This is a genomic window from Mucilaginibacter sp. RCC_168, from assembly GCF_041355315.1.
In the GTDB taxonomy this organism is placed as follows: Bacteria; Bacteroidota; Bacteroidia; order Sphingobacteriales; family Sphingobacteriaceae; genus Mucilaginibacter.
In genome coordinates, this window is the sequence record NZ_JBFUPN010000002.1 from 133860 (window position 1) to 154505 (window position 20646).

Below are 20646 nucleotides of genomic sequence, written 5' to 3' on the forward strand. Positions count from 1 at the left end.
AAACAGTGCATGACAAGTTGTGGATCCTCGCCGGAGCTAACTTATCTTTGGTATTTCTTCCATCATAGGGTTGTTTAAGGTGAATAATTGATTAGTTGTCTTGAGATTTAGTTTATCCTGATCAACAGGATCATTGCATTATAGTAATGTGTTTATCTTCTATTTTGAAATTAACACCCGCGTATTTAAGCATCCCCAAAAGTTCAGACGCTTTTACATTACGGGATATACGCCCGGTAAACTCTCTAACCGGGATCTGGCCTTCATAACTAACTTCCACATCGTACCAGCGGGCAGCCTGCCTCATGATAGACTGGATGCTGGCACCCGTAAACTGGAACAGGCCATCTTTCCAGGCAATCGAATCTTCTGCGTCAGCATCGTTAACCACTCTGATCTCTCCGCTCTGATTTAACAAAGCCTGCTGGCCCGGTTTTAGAATACTGGTATAGTTGTTATTGCTTATTTTTACAGATCCTTCCAGCAAGGTGGTTTTCATCGCGGCTTCGTCATTATAAGCCATGGTGTTAAAGTGGGTGCCCAATACCTCAATAACAGTATGGTTAGTTTTTACCCTGAATGGCATAGCCGCGTTTTTGGCCACTTCAAAATAAGCCTCGCCGGTAATTTCCACATCCCTGGTTTTACCGGTAAATACAGCCGGAAAACTTAATGACGATGCTGAATTTAACCAAACCTTGCTTCCATCGTTAAGTACCAACTGATATTGCCCCCCTCTTGGTGTGGTAATGGTATTTATAGGTACCGCCCCCTTGTCATCCGCATCTTTGCCACCTTTATAAACCAGTTGCCCGTCGCGTGTTTTATTAATTTGCGTGCTCCCCTCTTTTGCCAGCACACCGTTTTTCACATTATCTAAATAAATCGTTTTACCATTAGCAAGCGTCAATAATGCCCTGTTTCCTCCAGGCTGCACATCATGCCGGGGCTGCGTTTTGGCTATATTTTTTTTTGTATCAGAAGGCTTTTTTTTATTGATCAATACATAGGCCCCAAATCCTAAAAAGATCATCAATGCAGCGGCAGTGCCCAATCGTAACCATAGTTTATAATGATCGGGAGGCTTAATGATGTGAACATTGTCCTGGTTTCCATTTTTCAGGATATTATTTAACATATCCGTACTTTTTGAGGGGGCAAAAAGAGGTTCATTTACTTCAAGATCATTCCAGGCTTGTTGAATAAGGGCCGTTAATTCAGCATTATTGGTTGAGGCATTAATAATTTGAAACAGTTCATCCTGCTCCTCCCTGGTAGCAGTTTGATTATAATAACTGTTAAAAAGATAACGTAACCTTGCATTCAATGCACTCATACCGTGTAATTGTTTATCATAGTAAATAATTGGTAAATGAAGGGTTTTAGGAAAACCTCATGTACATGACAACAAGCAGGGTAAAAAAGGGGGTATCAGCTTTTAAAAAAAATAAAAAAACTTTTTAGCGCGACAGTTAGAAACGCTATAACTTCCAGATGCTCATGCACATACTCGGTTATGGACAGGGTAGCTATCTGCAAATATTTTTTTACGGTTTCGCGTGACAGTTCCAATTGATCGGCTATTTCGGTGTATTTCAGGCGGCCATGCCTGCTTAGCAGATATACTTTTTGCTGTTGAGGGGGTAGTTGATCAATAGCCTCATCCAATAAATTATAGTACATATCGGTGCCGGCTGTTTCGGGGTTAGGGCTATCACTCACTTCCAATTGTTTGATCATAGCACGCTCTTTAGCCAGTTTTTTCAAACAGTTTAGCGCGTGATTTTTGGATATTACAAACAGGTACGATTTAAAATTATCAACACGCACCAATGATTCGCGGGTGAACCATATTTTCACAAATACATCCTGTACTATTTCTTCGGCCAGTTCAATGGAGTTTGTTATACGTAGCATATGCACCCCCAACTGCTGGTGATGCCTCATAAAAAGCCGGCGAAAGGCATTTTCATTACCCGAAGCCACCTGCATCAACAACTCTCTCTCATCTGCATGAGTAATTTCAAACATAGTTTAGTGTATAATAATACCCAATAATTAAACTTTTATAAACCTTTAATGCGCCCGATTAAACAAAATTAAATCAAGTGCAATAACAGTACTATTGTGATAAAGTTTATTCTTTTTAGAAAACCGCAGCTTTTTGGCGATAATCTTTTACTTGTTTGCAGGGGTATATAAACTAATAGTTATTCTTTACTTTGGAGCGCTTCGTGGGTTAATTTATTTTCAATTCTTTTGTCGGGGATAAACCAAAGGGCAGCAACCACTCCGTATAACACAAAGCTAATAACAGGACTTAGCCAGGATATACCAATTGCCGCGGCATAAATAACCACCGAACTTTTTGCTTTCCAATCGCGCCCCAACACATTGGCAATAACCGAGTTTTTGCCATTATGCCTGATCAGCGCTTTTTCTAAAATGGTATAGGCACCACCGCTCATAGCCAGTATAAATCCGTAGCAGGCAACAGGTAGTTGGGTAAAATGATTTTCGCCCATCCAGCCGGTTACAAAAGGGATTAGGGACAGCCAAAAAAGCAGGTGAAGATTGGCCCATAATACCGCTCCGTTTACCGATTTTACGATATGGAACATATGGTGATGGTTGTTCCAGTAAATGCCTACATAAATAAAACTGAGCGCGTAACTTAACAAAACAGGCATCAATGGCCTCAACGACGCAAAATTGTCGCTATGAGGTACTTTCATTTCCAGCACCATAATAGTGATGATGATGGCAATAACGCCATCACTAAAAGCTTCTACCCTCGATTTGCCAAATGCCATAGATTTTTAATTCGCGTTAGTTTTTATTCTTTATGTTAAAAGCCTGGTACCTTTTCATCGCTTCAATAAAATAATAATCGGCATACGTTAAGGGTACATCAACCTCGCTGTGCCCGGGTAAATGTCCAACGCTATGCTCCAGTATAAAACCTCCGTTTGTGCCGGATGCTGCTTTATAAGCCGGTGATGATAATGTTTTTAAAATGGTTTCGGCAGTTGTAAAATATTCCTGCCCTTTGTTGTTATCGGCATAACGGCAAAGTTCCAGCAAGGCCGAAGCTGCAACAGACGCTGCTGATGCGTCTTTCAGCGCATTAGGGATGTTGGGGACATTATAATCCCAGTAAGGGATCTTATCATCCGGCAGATTTGGATTCGTTAGGATGAACTTAGCTATATTTTGCGCCTGCTCCAGGTATTTTTTGTCTTTGGTTTCGCGGTACATCACGGTATAGCCATACAGGCCCCAGGCTTGTCCCCTGGCCCATGCCGACTCATTGGCAAAACCTTGCGCAGTTTTCTTTTCTTTAACCGCTCCTGTTTGCGCATCATAGTTAATCACGTGATACGAGCTGTAATCGGGCCTGAAATGGTTTTTCATGGTGGTATTGGCATGGGTAACCGCTATTTTGTAATAGCTGGAGTCACCGGTTTCATGCGTGGCCCAAAACAGCAGTTCAAGGTTCATCATATTATCAATGATCACCAGGTAGTCCGACGGATTTTTAGAATCCCATGATTTGATACAGCCCACTGTTGGGTTAAACCGGGTAGATAACGATTTAGCGCTATTAATTAAAATTTGTTTATACTCCGATTTGGGTTCAATCCTGTTGGCATTACCAAAGCTGCAATACATCATAAAACCCAGGTCGTGCGTATGCGTATTAAATTGTTCTTTGGCCAAAACACCCAGTATGCGGTTAGCTTCGGTCAGTAATTGCTGATCATGATCCTGTTCATACAGGTATAATAAACTACCGGGATAAAAGCCGCTGCACCACCAGCCTGAATTGCTGTTTTCCTGTTTTTTAGTATCCGGGTGATAGGTTTTAGGAAACTCTTGCGGACTTATCTGTTTTGCCAGAAATTTATACTGATCATCCGCATCCTTAAAGTTTTTTTTGATGGTAGATAACAATTCTTTCTGTGGCTTAAAAGTACTCTGCGCGCGTAGATTCAGACTAAGCGCGGAAAATAAAAACACAAAAGCAATAACAGGTAGAGTTCTGGACTTCATAAAAGGTATCTATAAAATTTGGCTGAGGGTAAAAATGCGAATTTTGGTTGGATTTGCAAGCAATATAATTTAGCCGCTAAGAGCAATGTCATTAAGTTAAGGAATTTCACAAACGCCATAGGGGTTAAAGCTTTGTAGAAAAAAGGCAATTTCCAATTCAGTGCCGTAGGTACTGCACTCAGGTTGCATACCTACGGCATGCTGAATACTTATTTTTGCTTTCTACAAAGCTTTTACTCCTACAGAGTATCCTTAACTTAGTGACATTGCCCTAAGAGCTTGTTTTGGATAATGATTAAATCAAGAAATTTCACACTTCTACAACGCAAAGCAAACATACTCATCACCCGATTTACTGCCTATTTTGCCGCCGCCGCAGGCTATAACCACATATTGTTTACCATCAATGGAATACGTGGCAGGCGTGGCATAACCGGCCGCGGGTAGCTGGGCTTCCCATAGCACTTTGCCTGTTTTTTTATCAAAGGCACGAATCTTTTCGTCTTTAGTAGCGGCTATAAATACCAGGCCGCCTTTGGTTACCAGCGGACCACCATAGTTTTCGGTACCGGTGGCGGGGATGCCTTTTTTGGTGAGTTCGGCGTATTCGCCAAGCGGTACTTTCCATAGTAATTTACCGGAGGTGAGGTCGATAGCATTCAGCGTACCCCAGGGTGGTTTTATGCCGGGATAGCCGTCCTTATCCAAAAAGCGGTTGTAGCCCGTCATGGTATAAGGTACTTCGTCCACTGCTTTTTGCTCTGTTTTGGTGCTGGCTGTATGATTGGCCGAGGGTTCTTTGGCCATTATTTTGACTGCCTTAGCATCAGGTAATTTCAGCAAAAAAGCCAGCAGGGCTTTCTTATCGGCCGGGGGTATTTGCTTAAAAGACGGCATCATATTGCGCCCATTAGCGATGATCTGGCTGATCTGCTCCTCTTTATACTTTTTGCCGATGTTCACCAATGATGGATACGACGAACCATTGCCTTTTAGCTCCGGCCCGTGGCAGGCAATACAATTTTTATTATAGATCATTTGCCCCATGCCTTTTAACGAGTGATCATCCCCACCTTTTGGCACATTGATCATCACCTGCGCCCAGGGCATTTCGGAACAATTGATATACATGATCTTTGATTCGGCATCAACCGCTGCGCCACCCCATTCACCACCGCCATCAAAACCAGGGAATATCCAGCCGCCTTGCTTACTGGGCGGAGTAAACATCAGCCTGTTTTTAACCTGATTATACTTTTGCAGCATATCCTGGTGCGTTTCGGGCGAAATGTCGGTCACATCTTCCGGGTTAAAGGTTTGCCTGGTAAAAGGCACTGGTAAGGTAGGGATAGGTTGTGTTGGCCAGGCTTGTTCGCCAGGCAAAGCCATAGTGGGTACGGGCTTCTCTTCTATCGGAAACACCGGTTTGCCATTAGTCCTATCGAACATAAAGATATAGCCATGCTTGGTGATCTGCGCTACGGCATCTATCTGTTTACCGTCATGGGTAATGGTCACCAGATTGGGGTTGGCAGGCAGGTCACGATCCCATAGGTCATGATGTACCACCTGAAAATGCCATTTCAGTTTCCCGGTAGCGGCATCCAGCGCCAGCAGGGTATTGCCGAACAGATTTTTCCCTTTGCGGAAACCACCATAAAAATCGCCGCCGATAGAACCTGTCGGAATGTATACGATACCGCGTTTCTCATCCAATGACATACCCGCCCAGCTGTTGGCACCGCCAAACTTTTTCCATGCAGCAGTATCCTGCCAGGTCTCATATCCCTTTTCGCCGGGTTGAGGGATGGTATGGAAGATCCAACGCATTTTACCCGTACGGACATCATAAGCCCGGATATGGCCCGGCGCGGCATCAGCAGATTCGGCCACACGGGTACCCACAATAAACAGGTCATGATAAACCACGCCCGGTGTAGTGCCCGCCACAAACGATTTGGTTTCACGACCAAGATCTTTGGTCAGATCGATATATCCGCCCAATCCAAATGATTTTACGGGAGTACCTGCATCGGCATCAATGGCATACGTTTTAGAACCTACACTATAAAAAATACGCTTTTCGCCGCCTTTGTCATTCTGCCAGTAGATCACTCCCCTGCTCACCTTATAATAGGCCATTGGGTCGTTTTTGCCACTGGTATCCACGCTTGCCGGGTCAAATATCCATCGCTGAGCGCCCGTGGCAGCATCCAGTGCAAATAGTTTCAGTTTGGGACTTGTACCATACAGCACACCATCAACTATAATAGGATTACACTGGTTTTGGCTGCGGTTAGCCGTATCCCTATCCTTCGTGCTGAAGGTCCAGGCTACTTTCAGATGATATACATTACTTAAATTAATCTCTTCATTTGATGAATAACGGTTACCCTCCCTGGTGCCTGCATAAGTTTGCCAGCCGCTATATGCCGTTGGTGGTGCAGTGGACTTGTGTTTGCAGGAGCTGTAGCCCACCACAAGCAAGCCTAATAAAGGGATAAGCTTCATTCTCATAACAATGATTTATATTTTGGTTAAACCGATTAGTTCACTTCAAACTATGCTTACGCGATCATGATTTAAATAATCAACGCCCTGCTTCTCAAACTCATCCTCTAATGCATTTATTCCCTGCTCCTTTTTAAACTCTACTTCGGCCTTTGTTATGGGGATCAGCCAGTAGAATTTTATAATCCTATTATCGAATTCCAGATTTTCCAGATCTGGCCCATCAAGATAAGGTAAAGAAATTAAACCATGCCTACATATCGAATTACCTTGCCAGGGTTGTCCCCAATTTACAGTGTCGCTTAATGCCAAAAAATGACCGGTTCTATGATAATGGGCAGTAACAGTTAATAATTCAATCAACCCTTCATCCTTACGGGCAGAAAACAGGTGCAACTCTATCCCTAAGCTATCACTTTCCTGCGACATACAACAGGTGGAATAAGTCCACATCTTTCTGTGTTCCGTGGGTTCAAACTCTAAAACCCTGAATTGATAAGGTAATTCATGAGCAGGCCCTTTATCCCAGTAAAAAATATTGGGCTCTGTTTTCCAGTTCTTAATATAGTGGGCCTTAATATTATCCTGATAGTCCATGATTTGCTTAAATAAGCCTATGTCCTACTTTTTCACCAAACTCGCCGGTGCCACCTCATGGCTCAACAGCTGGCCAAACAGTCCCCAGCGTTTTTGGGGATCTTTGGCTGTGCCGCCGTTGCGTTCAATATAGTTTTTTACCAGGTCGAGCCCGTAGTTATAGTTGATCACATAGCTCCGGTATTTTTTGATAAAGCTGAGCGATTTATCGGCGGTTTCATCATTCATGAGGCAGTATTTGGTCAGGTAATTCCGGGCCTTATCGCGCGACATGGTATTGTTTACCAGCCCTCTGGCAGCTTCATTACGGGCATAGTTCAGGTTACCTTTTATAGCTAAAGCTTTGAAATACAGATCCACACCCGCGGTATCCAAACCAGCCAGCGGCAGCAGCACGCTTTTGGCAAATTTCACTTTCTCTTCACCCGGGAAAGCCATTTCGATACCGTAATTCGCGCTTCCCTCGGCAATTAACGACTGCGGACTAAACAGCGGGTACAGCGAAATTTCCACCCAGCCTTTATCATGATATAAATTCTTCTCCAGCAGCATATTATACACATGGTGGCCGGGATAACTTTCGTGACTGCCCACATCAATTGCCCTATCGATAAAGATCTTCAGATCGGTATTGATCTGTACGGTGCTTTTGTAGCCACCCTTGTACCAGTTGTATCCGCTCCAGGGTTTGTTGGTCACATATTCCAGCGTAAAGCTTTCACCGGCAGGCAGTTTATAGTGTGCCAGTGTACGTTTGCGGGCCTCAGCTATGGCGGCTTTGATCACCGGGTCGAGTTTATCTTTGGGGATGATGAACTTATTGGCCAGCTTCTGGAAGCGGTCGTTCACGCGGCCTTTGCCGGGTAAAATACTGTCTAGCTGTGCTATCTGGGCCTTAAAATAATCTTCAGTATAAACCGGGGCGGTCACGCCAAACAGTTCGCGTGATTCCTCATCAAAGGGCCGATCTTCACCAGAAAAAATGCGTATCCGGCGACTAAAAGCAAGCAACTGATCAGACATCCATTCGGCACGCATTTTATTGGAATCCACTATGGCTGAGGTCGCTACGTTCCTCAACTCATTCATTAATATATTGGCATCAGCAAGCAGGCTGTCCTTTGGGAATTCCTTGGCAGGCTCCGTTTTAGGTTTGAGCGAATCGGGGCCGTAATAGGCATCCACGAAGTCGGGATCGTATTGGCCTATGGTGAGACCCAGTTTTACATATTTAACAGCCAGGCTGTTAAGCTTTTGATTTTCTCGGTTATGGGCGGGGTCGGTACTGCACGAAAGTATAAACAGTATAGGTGCAAAAAGCAGTAGTTTCTTCATGGTAGATTTTCGGGGTGATGTAAAAGTGGAACAAGATAATAATTCCATTGTTTATAAAATAAAAAACACCAGATCCGGGCACCCCAGAACTTTTTAAAGTTTTATTTTAACACTTTTTTAACTAAAAACCGGGCAAAACCTGATCAAAAACAGCCCGTTTTTTATTCGAAACATCCCATTTTAACACTTTTTAACAAATTTTTGACGGGTTTTGAAAGGTTTAAAAAGTATTAAATTACCGACTATCAAATAACTATATAAAAATCAGTTGGTTTTTGGGCCGATTTTTCCCTTAACAAAACAGCCCGGTTCTCTTGGGTTTGAGTACCGGGCTGTGGTTTGTATAAATATACGAAAAATTATGGGGATGCGCGATGGCAGCCTCACCCAACCCTCTCCTTTGGAGAGGGCTTTAATATCATTTTTGAAGTCTCCCCCCTTGGGGGAGATTATTATATGAGGGCTTCGCCGTTTAGAGGGGGCTTCTACTTCCAGTCAAAATCAACCATTTTCCCGTTCAGTTTCCATTTTTGGGGTTGCATGTTGGTCATCCAGTCAAGGGGTTCACCTATGGGTTGTACTTTGGCAGCCTGGGCAAAGGCTTGTTTTATGGCGACTTTCTGTTCAGCGCCGAGGGCTTCGGGCTGGGCCGAGATGAAGAGCGGCGCTCCGCTTCCTGCCAGCAACTCCAACCATTGTTTGTTGCGTTCCCAGGAAATATCCGTAGTCAAACCCACGCAATCACCATCTACAGCGTAAAACTTATCATGCTGAGGCAGACGGAAAGCCAGTGTATTTACACCCATTTTACGGGTACGTCCCCATTCATGGCCGCTGGTGTCATCGCCAATACGGCAAAGTTCAAATACCCCTGCCGATAGATGGCTCATGGTATTACAGCCAATAATGCAGATGCCATCGCCGGCAGCTTCACGGATAGCGCTGTATAAATCGTTGATGATCTCGGCAGTGGTTTTGCTGCGGTTGTTAAAGTTCCAGCCGGGTGCGGTGATAGTATTCTTCATATCGGGTCCCCATCTGCCGGTAATATCATAAGTGCTAAAATCATGCTTCACCATATCGTAGCCCCATTGCTTGTACACATCAAAATTATGTTTAATGCGGGCGATGTTCTCGGGGATAGTAGGATCAAGCACAGGATTTTTGGGGTTGTCACGACCGGGGATCTTTGGCGCCAGCAGACTGGCTTTTTCGTCATGACGGGCACAAAGCGGGCGCATCCACAAACCGGGGCGCATGCCCAGCTGCTTGATCTCGTTGGCCAGCAGGTGCATATCTTTAAATTTATCGTTTGGCTTGGAGAAATCATCGTTCCAGCCGCCATCTCCCGGCAACAAGGGCGAATAGGTGGCCCAGCCCGCATCCACTACCGAAAATGGACGGTTATGCGTATCAGTAACCAGTTCGGCCATCATGGCGGTTGTTTTTTTGATCAGCTCAAAGGAATTATTACCGTAGGCAAAATACCAGTCGTTAATACCATAAGCCGGCTGTTTGGGCAGGCGCGGGTTAGGGCACATCATGCCGCAAAACCTGTGGGTGGTATAAAAAGCGTTTTCGCCCGGCCTGCCGTTGGTGATGATAATATCCGCAGCGTGCAATTGGCGACTGCCCAACAGTACCCCATTACCGCCGGAATGTGTATCTAAAGTAAGCTCCAGGCTATCATTGGTTAATCCCCACCAGCAAATACTTTTACAGCCGGTTTTTACGCCGAAGCAGGCGGTTTGCTTATCATCATGGATAATCACATACCATGGATTTTTAACATGATCGGTCTGGGTTTTCCATTGCAGGTCGCCGTAAGAGCGTTCCCAATGATCGCCCAGGAATTTGGAATTGGGCGACAGGTGATGCTTCCATTTGAGGCGCACAGCGTTGAGCTGCTGTGTTGGCGAGCTAACCAATACGCTTTTGAAATGGCCACTGGTTTTAAAACTAACGGTAATATCTTTATAGGTAAACGAAGTATCGTTTATGCCCTTGAGCTTAAACCATTCCTCGCCGGATTGTGCCCAGACTTCATCGGGAGCGTTGATGAGGCTGGTTTGGGTTGATGTAGCATGCGTGATCCGGCTAAAGAGCAGGGCCGTCGTAGCGGTTGCCGAAAGTTTTAAAAAGTGTCGTCTTTGCATAGTTGTAAATTGGTATTACAACGTTACTAAAAGGATTCAGCTAATAAAAATATTTTGGGGAGGAAAAGTTCTGAAGTGAAAAGACAATATCTCCATTAGAAATTTTGAAGTGGCGTTGAAATGTTTTTATACTTTGTTATGTGCAACAAAGAATCTGTTTCAAAATGATATTTTAAAGCTTTTCTTTGACCATTAATTTTTATACTAAAAGTATAGTCAAGCCAATAATATACAAGTTTATTATCTGTCCCTCTTACGAATCTCGAAAAACCTATCGATTGTAAAGAATCATTCGGGTATAATTTATTTTTTACAAAATCCTCAATCTTACTATTTATTCCACTCTGATCATCGACCATATTTTGGCAGGCAACCAGAACAAAAAGAACCAAAAAGAATAATACGTTTTTCGATTTCATAAAAACACCAATGGATAGGTAAGCTTAAATGTATAAATAAGTTTTTAAATTAACCTCCATGCAGCCGCTCGACTCCAGCCCACAAGTGTTGGGAAGAGCAGAATCTCGCAATGACATGTTTTTTTCTACTTGCGCTCGTTTGCAATGAGTGCTTATTGTGGAGGAGCGATTGCATCGCCCTTGCGTTTTAAACGCAACCCATGTTAAGCACTCATTGCAAACGAGCGCAAGGACGATACAAGATTGAATCCCCTCTTGAGAGGGGAATAGCCCATGAAAAGACAGCATCTATACTAATTCAAGTGGTGTAGCCCCTAATGGGCAAAAAACCTTTTGGTTCTATTTCTACAAATATGTAGTCCCTACGGGACATGAAATACAGCCACATTTGAAGCTTAAATTGTTGCTCTATGTCCCGTAGGGACTACATATTTGTAGAAAATAATTGTAAAAATTTGGTGTGCCCCGTAGCGGGCTACCCCTCCTGTCATTTGATGGGCTATTACTCTTGAGAGGGGGAGCGTGGTTATGTGTAGTAGCAGGGGTGTGTTCTAAAAGCAGATAACACACCCCTCCGCCCCTCTCAAGAGGGGAATCCCACAGCCCCTCCGCGCTTTTTATTTGGTTTAACTATAATGTATTCTAAACTCCGTTTGCCTGTCAGCCACAGTTTTGAGGCTGAATTCGAAACCATGGTTGATCAGGATCTCACGCACGAGGGTAAGACCTATGCCCTGCCCGTCTTTTTTGGTGCTGAAAAATGGGGAGAACAGGTTGGCATGTTCGCTGGCACTAATGCCTTTGCCGGTATCGGTGATCACCAGCAGGCGTTGGGTTGGTATGACTGTAAATTTCACTGAGCCCCCTCCTTCTTCAATGGCCTCCACCGCGTTTTTTACAATATTGATAAATGCCTGCTCCAGTTGCTGTTCGTCTGCCTGGATACGAATCTCATCGGCAGGTAGTTCCATTTCAAATACAACATTGTTTTCACGGGCCTTTGCGCTCATGAGCGTAGCTACCGAATTGATTATTTTTTGCAGTACGATGGGTTGTTTGTTGGCCTGCGGCAGTTTTACCAGGTCGGCAAATTTGCGCATAAAATGGTTTAGGTTCTGGTTGCGGTCCATGGCTACCTGCAGGGCATCTTTCAAGGTATCAAAGTCGTGCCCTTCCCAAAGCCGATCGGTATGCATGGCCGATTGCATAATGGAATTTACCGGACCAATGGTATTATTCACCTCATGTGCCATCATCCTGATCACCTTGCCATACACCTTTTTCTCGGCAGCCAGGATCTCGGCGGTCAGGTCCTCGATCATGATAAAATGACGGGAGAAGCCCCTGTCCACAAAATGTGATTTTTGCAATTTAAAGGAGCTGATGCCATCAACCCGGGCCACTACCGTTTCGCCCGATTGTAAGTCCCGGATCTGTTGTATCAGTGGATGCTCTAATTCATAGATGGAGTATCCCTTTAGGTTTTCCTCACTAACCGACAGCAGTTGCAGCGCCTTGGGGTTTACCTGCTGAATGCGGTTGTCATAATCCAATATCATGATACCCGTTGGCGAAGTGTAGATCAGTTTCTCTAAAAAAAAATGCTGCTGCTCCTGCATAGTACGCTCCTTTCTTAACTCATCCATCATCCGGTTATACACTTCAATCAGTTCATCAACCTCATGCTTGCCCGTGGAGATCAGTTTTACGTTAAAATCCTTGTCCTTAATGGCATCTACGCCCTGCATCAATAGCTTAAGGGGTTGTATGAGCTGGCGATAAAGCTGCCAGGCTATGATAGCCGAAATGATGACAACCAACTCTGAGGCAATGAAGAATATTTTATTATCGCTGAAAATAAAGTAAGTGAGCACCAGCGTTAACAGGTGCAGGGTAACTACAAATAAAATATATTTAGTCCTCAGCTTCATCGTAAGGGATCTGGTATTTATCTAAGCGGCGATACAGGGCGCTGCGCGTAAGGCCCAGCGCGGCGGCAGCCCGGCTTATTTTGTTTTTATGATGATCCATAGCCCGTTTAATCATCTCTACCTCCACCTCCTCAAGCGTAAGGGTGCCTACGCCTGGCAGCTGCATATTGCCTTTTTTTACCGGCGATAGCTCCAGCTGCGACCGAAAATCATCGATACCCAGTTCATCCTTTTTACTCACCAGGATGGAGCGCTCCACCAGGTTTTTAAGCTGCCTGATATTACCCGGCAACGGCAATTGCTGCAGCCATTTCATAGCGCCCGGCGCTACCGATAGTTTGGGCCGGTTGTAGATATCCTTCAGGTTATTGATAAAAAATTCCACCAGCAAAGGGATATCCTTTGGCCTGTCGCGCAGGGCAGGCAGGTAAACCGTGATAAGGTTGATACGGTAAAGCAGATCTTCGCGAAAAGTGCCTTTGCTCACCATTTCGTTGAGATTTTTGTTGGTGGCGCAAACGATGCGCACATCCACTGTTTTGGTGCGACTGCTACCCAACACCTCGTAGGTACGGTCCTGTAATACACGCAGCAGCTTTACCTGGCTGCTGGCATCCAGATCGCCAATTTCATCCAAAAATATGGTGCCCTTGTTAGCCATTTCAAAACGACCGATCCTGTCGAAGCGTGCATCAGTAAACGCCCCGCGGATATGGCCGAACATCTCACTTTCAAACAATGAGGTACTGATACCACCGAGGTTTACCTTGATAAATGGTTTATTGCGACGCAGGCTATTCTGGTGAATAGCCTCCGCAATCAGTTCCTTACCCGTGCCGCTTTCGCCCATGATGAGCACAGAGGCATCTGTTTGGGCCACACGGCCAATGGTTTCCAATATATCCAGCATTTTAGGGTCCTCCCCTATAATGTGCTGAAAGTTGTAGCTTTTGTCGAGCTGTTTGCGGGTGCGGTGTTCGGCTTTGTTATCCTGCAGATCGAGCAGGGTTTTAACTGACTGTACCAGGTGTTCATTGCTCCAGGGCTTATTGATAAAGTCGCTGGCCCCTATTTTCATACCGGCTACTGCCAGTTCAATACTACCCCAGCCTGTTATCAATATCACGGGTATAGCGCTGTTGATCTGCTTTATTTTGGCCAGCAGGTCAAGACCCTCCTTGCCCGAGGTATCTATAGAAAAATTAAGATCGAGTATGATCAGTTCCGGGTTTTGTTTCCGGATAACCTTCAATGCCTCGGCCGGAGTTTCGGAACATTGCACATCGTAACCTTCGCCTTTAAGCAACAATACGAGCGAGGTGCGTACCGCCAAATCATCATCAATAACCAATATCATAACAGCAGGTTAATATCGTAATTATTCTTCATGTAAAGCCACTGCCGGGTAAATTGCAGCTGCCTGCCTGCCCGGATACAATGAACACAGGAATACCAGCAGGTAAATGAAGGCTACAGCCAAAAACATGGCCATTACATAAGTACTTGCCGCCATGTTGAAAACATTGAGCAACGGGAACTGAATGGCAAAAAACACCCCAATAATTAAGGAAAAGGTGGTTAATATAAGCGATTCAGAAATCAGCTGCCCCGAAACCGAGCCGCCTGATGCCCCTACCGCCCTGCGTAACCCTATCTCGCCGCGGCGACGATTGATGTTATACCATAACACGCCAAAGATACCCAATGATACGTTGATGATGAGAAAAGCGGCTACAATAGAGAATATAATAATGGGAATTAAAGTACTTCTGTTGGTGCTTTCCCGTTTTTTTGAAAAATGCTCAATCTCAACCGATGCTTCCTTCATATAACCGGCAACGGCTTTGTATAATTTACTTTCAAAGGCCGCATCCGCATCGGGCGATACTTTAATGACCAGCTTACCTATATAGCGCATATCGCTGGTATCTACACGATTGTACATAGCCATGCCCGATGGTAAATAGTCGCCCTTATCCTTAACATCCTGCACAACACCTATTACTTTTATTTTTCTAACATGTTTATCGTCATGGCTATCGTCTATTAATTGCCCTAAGGCCCGGCCATTTCCAAATAAACTTTCCTTAAGCGAAGCATTGATAACTACCGGCCTATTGCTGCTTACCACGTCATCATGGTTAAACCAACGGCCCTCCAATAAGTTCATATTGAAAGCTTCACGATAGTTATCACCGACACGGTAAAAGTTAATGGGCCTTATTTCCTGTCCCTTATAAATAAGCCTGGTTGTACTTGTACTGCTGGTAAACGGAATATTGCTTGATGCATAACTGAGCGTTTTTATCTGCGGCATATTTTTAAGCATAGCGGTCAGCGTTGCGTAGTACTGTGTTACGGAGTCGGTATTGTGAAACTGCTTGTTATTTTGAAAATTAATAACCCAAACGTTATTATAAGTAAGACCCATTGGTTTTTTGTAGTTGCGGTAATAATAGACCAACGAGGTAAACACCCCAAAGATGACCAGGAACGAAATAAATATTTCGGTGATCAATAAAAAGTTTTGTTTCTTTTTATTCCAGATGAGTTTGAATAAATGCTTTATCATAAAAGTTTTGATTAAAGAGTGAATTATTGTGCCTTTAAGGCTGTTACTACATCAAGTCTTGACATTCGCCAGGCCGGGTACACTCCAGAAAGGAGGCCAAAAAACAAACAGGCCAGTAAACTATATAGTAACACCAGGGGGTTGATACTTAAATCAAAATCAGGTATGAGCCCGCTGCCGTTTATAACCTGTAAAATAATTACGGTGAGTATAAGGCCAATAATGCCACCCAATATGGTGAGTATGATATTTTCTGTAATAAACTGGTAAACTAACGTTTTTGATGAAGCCCCAAAAGCCTTGCGCACACCAATTTCAGACGATCTCTCCATGATGCGGGTGATGTTTACATTAACCAGGTTTACGGTGGGCAGCAACATAAACAACAAAATAAACAAGCTCATAAAAAACAAAAAGCGTGCATACCCTGCATTATCAGCATTGCCAAAAAAACCGCGGGTAAAGGTTTCAAAGTATGTATCGGCATCGGAATGCAGGGTATCAAAATCCTTTTTCATGTCATCGGGTATAGGTATCCGGGTAACCATTTGCTCGTACTCTGTGCGCATCTTTGTTACCAGTTGTTCAGATGGCGAAAGTAATATCGCGGAGTAATCCCCCCAAAAGTCTTTATTCCGGTAATCACTCTTAGCTACAGTATAAGGCAGAAACATGTTGGCATAAAAAACTTCCTCAATTTCCGGCACGTTTTTAATTACACCTGTTACCCGGTAGCTTATATTATCAGCTTCTATGTATTTACCAACTACGGTAACAGCATCGCCAAAATACTCTTTCCGGGTACGTTCGGAGATCACGGCTACACGGTCGGCTTTGTTAATCTGGTCGGGGGTAAATGGCTTACCTTCTATAAACTGGTAATTGGCAATATTCCACAAATCGGCATTGGTGTACTTAATGTCGATCACTATTTTTTTATTGTTCACATACGCATTTGATGAAGTACTTCTGGAAACAATAGCCATTTTAACCGGCGTTTTTAAACTGCCTGCGTAATGGGTTAAAAAATAAAATGAGGAGCCACCACTATTTATCCATCCCTTTTTTGAGGTATAGGTTAACCGTTTGATATATAGTGACCGGCTATTTTTATCGCCAGGATAAACCGGATTGGTAACCTTTTCAATAAAAGCGGCGAGCACCATTAATACGGTAAGCGTTAAACTAATGCCAAACAAACTGATAAAGGTGAAGAACTTTCTGCGCCTTAATACCGCTATGGCTATTTTTAAATAATTTTTAAGCATGATCTTAATTTTTTAAGCTGATGTGTTACTGAACCTGCGAGCCATCAAATAAACGCACCAGCCGGTGAGTTTTATGGGCCATATTTTCATCGTGCGTTACCATTACAATGGTGGTGCCCTCGTTACGGTTCAGGTTGATGAGGATCTCCATGATCTCGTTGCCCATAGCGCTGTCCAGGTTACCGGTTGGCTCATCGGCCAAAATAATTTCCGGACGGCCCACAATGGCCCGCGCTATAGCCACACGCTGCCGCTGACCACCCGATAACTGTGTTGGGAAGTGTTTGATACGGTTAGATAGCCCTACTTTCTCCAAAGCTTCGGTAGCCAGCATTTTACGTTCTTTGGCGGTAGTGTTACGATACAGCAGTGGAAGCTCCACATTGTCCAGTACCTGCAGATCGTTAATCAGGTGATAGCTTTGGAAAATGAAGCCCAGTTTCTGGTTCCGGAACTGCGCCAGCTGCTTGTCGGATAAATGATCGGTCTTTTGATCGCTTATCTTGATATCACCTTTAGAGGGCGTATCCAACAGTCCCATGATATTCAGCAGCGTACTTTTGCCGCAGCCCGATGGCCCCATGATGGATAAAAATTCGCCCTTGGCTATATCCAGGCTGATGCTGTTGAGGGCCAGTGTTTCAATCGTATCTGTACGGTATACTTTCTCAATGTTTTGTAAACGGATCATATCTTTTTTAATTAGTGAATTATTGATTTAGTGAATTAGTGATGTAGGTTAATTATTGAATTATTGATTTAATGAATTAGTGATAGGGTTTAGGTAATTATTTAGTGATTTCTTTTTGACTTTTAACTTTTGAATTTTGACTTAAATCTACTGGTAGCTTATCTTATGGTTGTTTTCAAAATCATATAATGATAGTTGACGTAACTGGTAATAGGCCCCCCAAAAGTCGCGGAGCGAAGTGATATAATCGCGTTTGGCCTGGTCGTTTTCCCTAAAGGCGATGCCCAGGTCGGTAATGCTCAGGTCGCCCAGTACATAGCGTTCGCGGGCTATTTTGTATTTTTCCGAGGCAATGCTGTCGGCCTCGGCGGTATATATCAGCTGTTCCTTCATTAAATTAAAAAGAGATACCTGGGTTACAATTTGTTGTTTAAAAGTTTGTTTATCCTGCTCTACTGTATATTCGGTAAGCTGTTGATTGGCGAGCGCCGTTTTGGTACGCGATTTCGACCTGCCCCAATCCAATATGGGTACCGATAGCGTTAACGATACGATCTGCTGGTTTTGCGGATTATTATACAAACCAGGGATACTGGCAGCTGTATTTGAAAAACCCAGACTGGCATTAAGCGTGGCGGTTAAACCTGTTTCGCCCTTAGCTTTAGCCACATCTCTTTTAGCTTCGGCAATACGCCTTAAAAAAGCGATGGCATCTGCCCGGTTGGCATAGGCCTCGGCCAATACCTTATCTGAAGTAACGCTCATCTGGCTGATATTTTGGGGTATTGCCAATACTATTTTACTATCATCCTCCTGCCCAGTATAGCTGCGAAGATTGAGGGTGGCTACTTCTATATCGCGCCTGGCGGTCCCTACGGCTTTTTTGGCGTTAATGAGTTCCAGCTGCAATTGTAATATTTCGTTTTTTGATACTTTCCCCAATTCAAATTTAATATTGGTTATAGCCATTATTTTTTGCGTATTGGCATAATTGGTTTCGGCAACGTGCAAGTTAACCTGTGCCAGCAACAGATCAAAAAAATACCCTTCAACTGTAACCGCTATATTTTCCTGATCTTCGATATACTTCTGTTTACTCTCATTATACTTTAGGGGCTCAATTCTTTTATCCCATTTCAGTTTATTGAACTGAAAAAGCGGTTGGGCATACGCAATTCCATACGGAACGCCGTTATACAATACATTATGCCTGTCGAAATCAGAAAATCGCTGTATTTGAGTTGTACCATAAATGGTACCTCCGGTAGCCGTAATGCTTTGGCTAAAATCAAGCTTTAGTGATGAATTATCATTATGCACGGGCTGAAACAATATGGTACCATCGGGCTGCTGCACCTGGGTAAAGGTTTTATTATAATCGGGCAGGGTACCACTCAGGGCCAGTTGGGGCTGGTAATTTGATTTATAGGTGCGATACTCCCAGTATTTGGTTTCACGTAACGTAGCCGCCTGCTTAGCCGCTATGGAGTTTGCTTTGGCCATTTCAACCACCTGCTGCAGGGTTAGCCGCAGCGTATCGCTGTTACCGCGGCCAAATGCCCCTGCGCTAATGGTCAACAAACTTATGATATATAAAATTTTCATTCTTTTTATTGTAAATGATCGGCTATCCACTCAACCCTCCCGCCAACCGGCAGGAGGATTAACGTTATGAAGAACTCCCCTCCCCCGGGGAGCCGAGTGGTTTATCAGTTTATAGTTATCTCTTTTGAGTTCTTATACTCGCTCATATCCGAAGTGATCACCACATCACCGGGTTTTACGCCGTCTTTTATCTCTACAAAATCAAAATTGGTTAGCCCGATATGAACCGTCCGGCGCTCGGCTTTGGAGCCATTGATCACAAAAATATCCTGTAACGACGATCCCTTAAATGCCGGTCCGTTAGCCACCTGCATTACCTTGCTATGCGTTGCGGTTATCAGAAACACATCTACTTTCATATTGGGCCGCAGCAGTTTGCTGGAACGATCGTCCAGTTGGATATCAAAAGAAATGATGCTGTTTTGGATTGATGGCGATACATTGCTTACATGCCCGCGCAATTGGTTATCATTAAACCGAATAATTACCGGGATACCAGCGTGCAGCTGATCAACCGAATTATCGGATATGCTGCCCTGTACCTTAAAACTGCCCAGATCAGCAATGCGGGCCAGTGTTTCGCCTTCATGTATGTTGGCACCTATGTTTTTGTTTACATAGGTGATAACCCCTTTACGGGTAGCCACAATGTTTGCCAGTTGCAGCTTGCGTTGCAGAGCGCTCAGATCGCTTTGCTGTATAGCGGCGGCAATCTCCGCTTCTTTGATCTCGATACGCATGGTCTGCTGCTTATTTTTGATCTCGTTTTCCAGCTGTTTTTTTTCCAGCTGCGCTACTTTCAGGTTAAGCTCGGCCTGCTCAATATTTTCGCGGGTGGCCCCTCCGGCTTTGTACAGGCGTTTGGCATTTTCAACCGCATCGGCCAGGTTACTGATGTGCAGTTGCTTGATATCATTATTTGACTGGATATCATAAAAACTTTTATCAAGGTCGAGTTTGAGCTTGCTGATCTCATTCCGCTTTGACTCCAGCTGAAAGTTAAGTTTGTCGTATTCGGTTTGGGTCGCTGTTTTATCAAGGGTGATGATGGACTGGCCCACGTTTAATTTATTACCGGCATCCAGGAGCGCGTTTTTGATAGAGGCATTGATAGGACTGGTAATCACCTCCTCAAACTCGGGCAAAACCTCACCTGTGGCGTTGATGGTATTTTCGATATTGCCTACTACAACCGCGGATGCTGTAATTTGGCTCCTGTTTATTGACGATTTGATGAATCCCCTTAGTATCCATACAGCCAGCACCAAACCACTGATAATGATCATCACGATCAGTACGGCTTTCCGGCGTTTTTGTGCAGTTACTTCAAGGGCTATTTCCTTATCCATTGTGATACTTTTTTGGACAAGGATTTGCAAGAGCTATACCAATATCAAGCTATTGATTACAAGACGATTACAAATTTTTAATTTCCAAAAAGTGATCGATTCCGGACATTTTCAATGATAATGGACAGGTGGGGATGAGGAATTGAGGTGAGATGGGAG

16 protein-coding genes are annotated in these 20646 nt (G+C 44.0%); all 16 read right to left on the bottom strand.

Features of this window, described 5'->3' with window-relative positions:
• Positions 1-130 precede the first annotated feature (130 nt).
• Positions 131-1336, bottom strand: coding sequence for a FecR family protein (locus tag AB6735_RS01985; RefSeq protein WP_370994141.1), 1206 nt, complete (start codon positions 1334-1336; stop codon positions 131-133).
• 95 nt (positions 1337-1431) lie between these two features.
• A complete protein-coding gene (locus AB6735_RS01990) occupies positions 1432-2031 on the bottom strand; it encodes an RNA polymerase sigma factor (RefSeq protein ID WP_370994142.1) in 600 nt (199 codons plus the stop codon).
• A gap of 179 nt (positions 2032-2210) precedes the next feature.
• A complete protein-coding gene (locus AB6735_RS01995; protein WP_370994143.1) occupies positions 2211-2813 on the bottom strand; it encodes a TMEM175 family protein in 603 nt (200 codons plus the stop codon).
• 16 nt (positions 2814-2829) lie between these two features.
• Positions 2830-4053: a glycoside hydrolase family 88 protein gene (locus tag AB6735_RS02000; RefSeq protein ID WP_370994144.1), complete on the bottom strand. Its 1224-nt coding sequence runs from the start codon at positions 4051-4053 to the stop codon at positions 2830-2832.
• Positions 4054-4371: 318 nt separating this feature from the next.
• Positions 4372-6570, bottom strand: a complete 2199-nt coding sequence (locus AB6735_RS02005; RefSeq protein ID WP_370994145.1) for a PQQ-binding-like beta-propeller repeat protein — start codon at positions 6568-6570, stop codon at positions 4372-4374.
• Between the two features lie 39 nt (positions 6571-6609).
• On the bottom strand, positions 6610-7161 hold the full coding sequence (locus AB6735_RS02010; RefSeq protein ID WP_370994146.1) for a suppressor of fused domain protein: 552 nt from the start codon (positions 7159-7161) through the stop codon (positions 6610-6612).
• Positions 7162-7185: 24 nt separating this feature from the next.
• The gene (locus AB6735_RS02015; protein ID WP_370994147.1) at positions 7186-8496 is read right to left on the bottom strand and encodes a hypothetical protein; all 1311 of its coding nucleotides are present in this window, start codon (positions 8494-8496) and stop codon (positions 7186-7188) included.
• Positions 8497-8981: 485 nt separating this feature from the next.
• A complete protein-coding gene (locus AB6735_RS02020; protein ID WP_370994148.1) occupies positions 8982-10652 on the bottom strand; it encodes a hypothetical protein in 1671 nt (556 codons plus the stop codon).
• A gap of 95 nt (positions 10653-10747) precedes the next feature.
• Positions 10748-11071, bottom strand: coding sequence for a hypothetical protein (locus AB6735_RS02025; protein WP_370994149.1), 324 nt, complete (start codon positions 11069-11071; stop codon positions 10748-10750).
• 626 nt (positions 11072-11697) lie between these two features.
• On the bottom strand, positions 11698-13002 hold the full coding sequence (locus AB6735_RS02030) for a PAS domain-containing sensor histidine kinase (RefSeq protein ID WP_370994150.1): 1305 nt from the start codon (positions 13000-13002) through the stop codon (positions 11698-11700).
• Positions 12986-14359, bottom strand: coding sequence for a sigma-54-dependent transcriptional regulator (locus tag AB6735_RS02035; RefSeq protein WP_370994151.1), 1374 nt, complete (start codon positions 14357-14359; stop codon positions 12986-12988). Before AB6735_RS02035 ends, AB6735_RS02030 begins: the two co-directional genes overlap by 17 nt.
• A 21-nt stretch (positions 14360-14380) precedes the next feature.
• Positions 14381-15574, bottom strand: coding sequence for an ABC transporter permease (locus AB6735_RS02040; RefSeq protein ID WP_370994152.1), 1194 nt, complete (start codon positions 15572-15574; stop codon positions 14381-14383).
• A 23-nt stretch (positions 15575-15597) separates the two neighbouring features.
• Positions 15598-16842 (bottom strand): ABC transporter permease, encoded by a 1245-nt coding sequence (locus AB6735_RS02045; RefSeq protein ID WP_370994153.1) that lies wholly within the window; start codon positions 16840-16842, stop codon positions 15598-15600.
• Between the two features lie 25 nt (positions 16843-16867).
• A complete protein-coding gene (locus AB6735_RS02050) occupies positions 16868-17533 on the bottom strand; it encodes an ABC transporter ATP-binding protein (RefSeq protein ID WP_370994154.1) in 666 nt (221 codons plus the stop codon).
• Between the two features lie 147 nt (positions 17534-17680).
• Entirely contained in the window at positions 17681-19138 is a 1458-nt protein-coding gene (locus AB6735_RS02055) for a TolC family protein (protein WP_370994155.1), read from the bottom strand.
• 104 nt (positions 19139-19242) lie between these two features.
• Complete coding sequence (locus AB6735_RS02060) at positions 19243-20487, bottom strand: efflux RND transporter periplasmic adaptor subunit (RefSeq protein ID WP_370994156.1); 1245 nt, start codon at positions 20485-20487, stop codon at positions 19243-19245.
• Positions 20488-20646: the final 159 nt, after the last annotated feature.

Bases quoted from the DNA above. Each gene is read 5' to 3' on its own strand.
- AB6735_RS01985 (WP_370994141.1), bottom strand. From the start codon at position 1,336: ATGAGTGCATTGAATGCAAGGTTACGTTATCTTTTTAACAGTTATTAT.
- AB6735_RS01990 (WP_370994142.1), bottom strand. From the start codon at position 2,031: ATGTTTGAAATTACTCATGCAGATGAGAGAGAGTTGTTGATGCAGGTG.
- AB6735_RS01995 (WP_370994143.1), bottom strand. From the start codon at position 2,813: ATGGCATTTGGCAAATCGAGGGTAGAAGCTTTTAGTGATGGCGTTATT.
- AB6735_RS02000 (WP_370994144.1), bottom strand. From the start codon at position 4,053: ATGAAGTCCAGAACTCTACCTGTTATTGCTTTTGTGTTTTTATTTTCC.
- AB6735_RS02005 (WP_370994145.1), bottom strand. From the start codon at position 6,570: ATGAGAATGAAGCTTATCCCTTTATTAGGCTTGCTTGTGGTGGGCTAC.
- AB6735_RS02010 (WP_370994146.1), bottom strand. From the start codon at position 7,161: ATGGACTATCAGGATAATATTAAGGCCCACTATATTAAGAACTGGAAA.
- AB6735_RS02015 (WP_370994147.1), bottom strand. From the start codon at position 8,496: ATGAAGAAACTACTGCTTTTTGCACCTATACTGTTTATACTTTCGTGC.
- AB6735_RS02020 (WP_370994148.1), bottom strand. From the start codon at position 10,652: ATGCAAAGACGACACTTTTTAAAACTTTCGGCAACCGCTACGACGGCC.
- AB6735_RS02025 (WP_370994149.1), bottom strand. From the start codon at position 11,071: ATGAAATCGAAAAACGTATTATTCTTTTTGGTTCTTTTTGTTCTGGTT.
- AB6735_RS02030 (WP_370994150.1), bottom strand. From the start codon at position 13,002: ATGAAGCTGAGGACTAAATATATTTTATTTGTAGTTACCCTGCACCTG.
- AB6735_RS02035 (WP_370994151.1), bottom strand. From the start codon at position 14,359: ATGATATTGGTTATTGATGATGATTTGGCGGTACGCACCTCGCTCGTA.
- AB6735_RS02040 (WP_370994152.1), bottom strand. From the start codon at position 15,574: ATGATAAAGCATTTATTCAAACTCATCTGGAATAAAAAGAAACAAAAC.
- AB6735_RS02045 (WP_370994153.1), bottom strand. From the start codon at position 16,842: ATGCTTAAAAATTATTTAAAAATAGCCATAGCGGTATTAAGGCGCAGA.
- AB6735_RS02050 (WP_370994154.1), bottom strand. From the start codon at position 17,533: ATGATCCGTTTACAAAACATTGAGAAAGTATACCGTACAGATACGATT.
- AB6735_RS02055 (WP_370994155.1), bottom strand. From the start codon at position 19,138: ATGAAAATTTTATATATCATAAGTTTGTTGACCATTAGCGCAGGGGCA.
- AB6735_RS02060 (WP_370994156.1), bottom strand. From the start codon at position 20,487: ATGGATAAGGAAATAGCCCTTGAAGTAACTGCACAAAAACGCCGGAAA.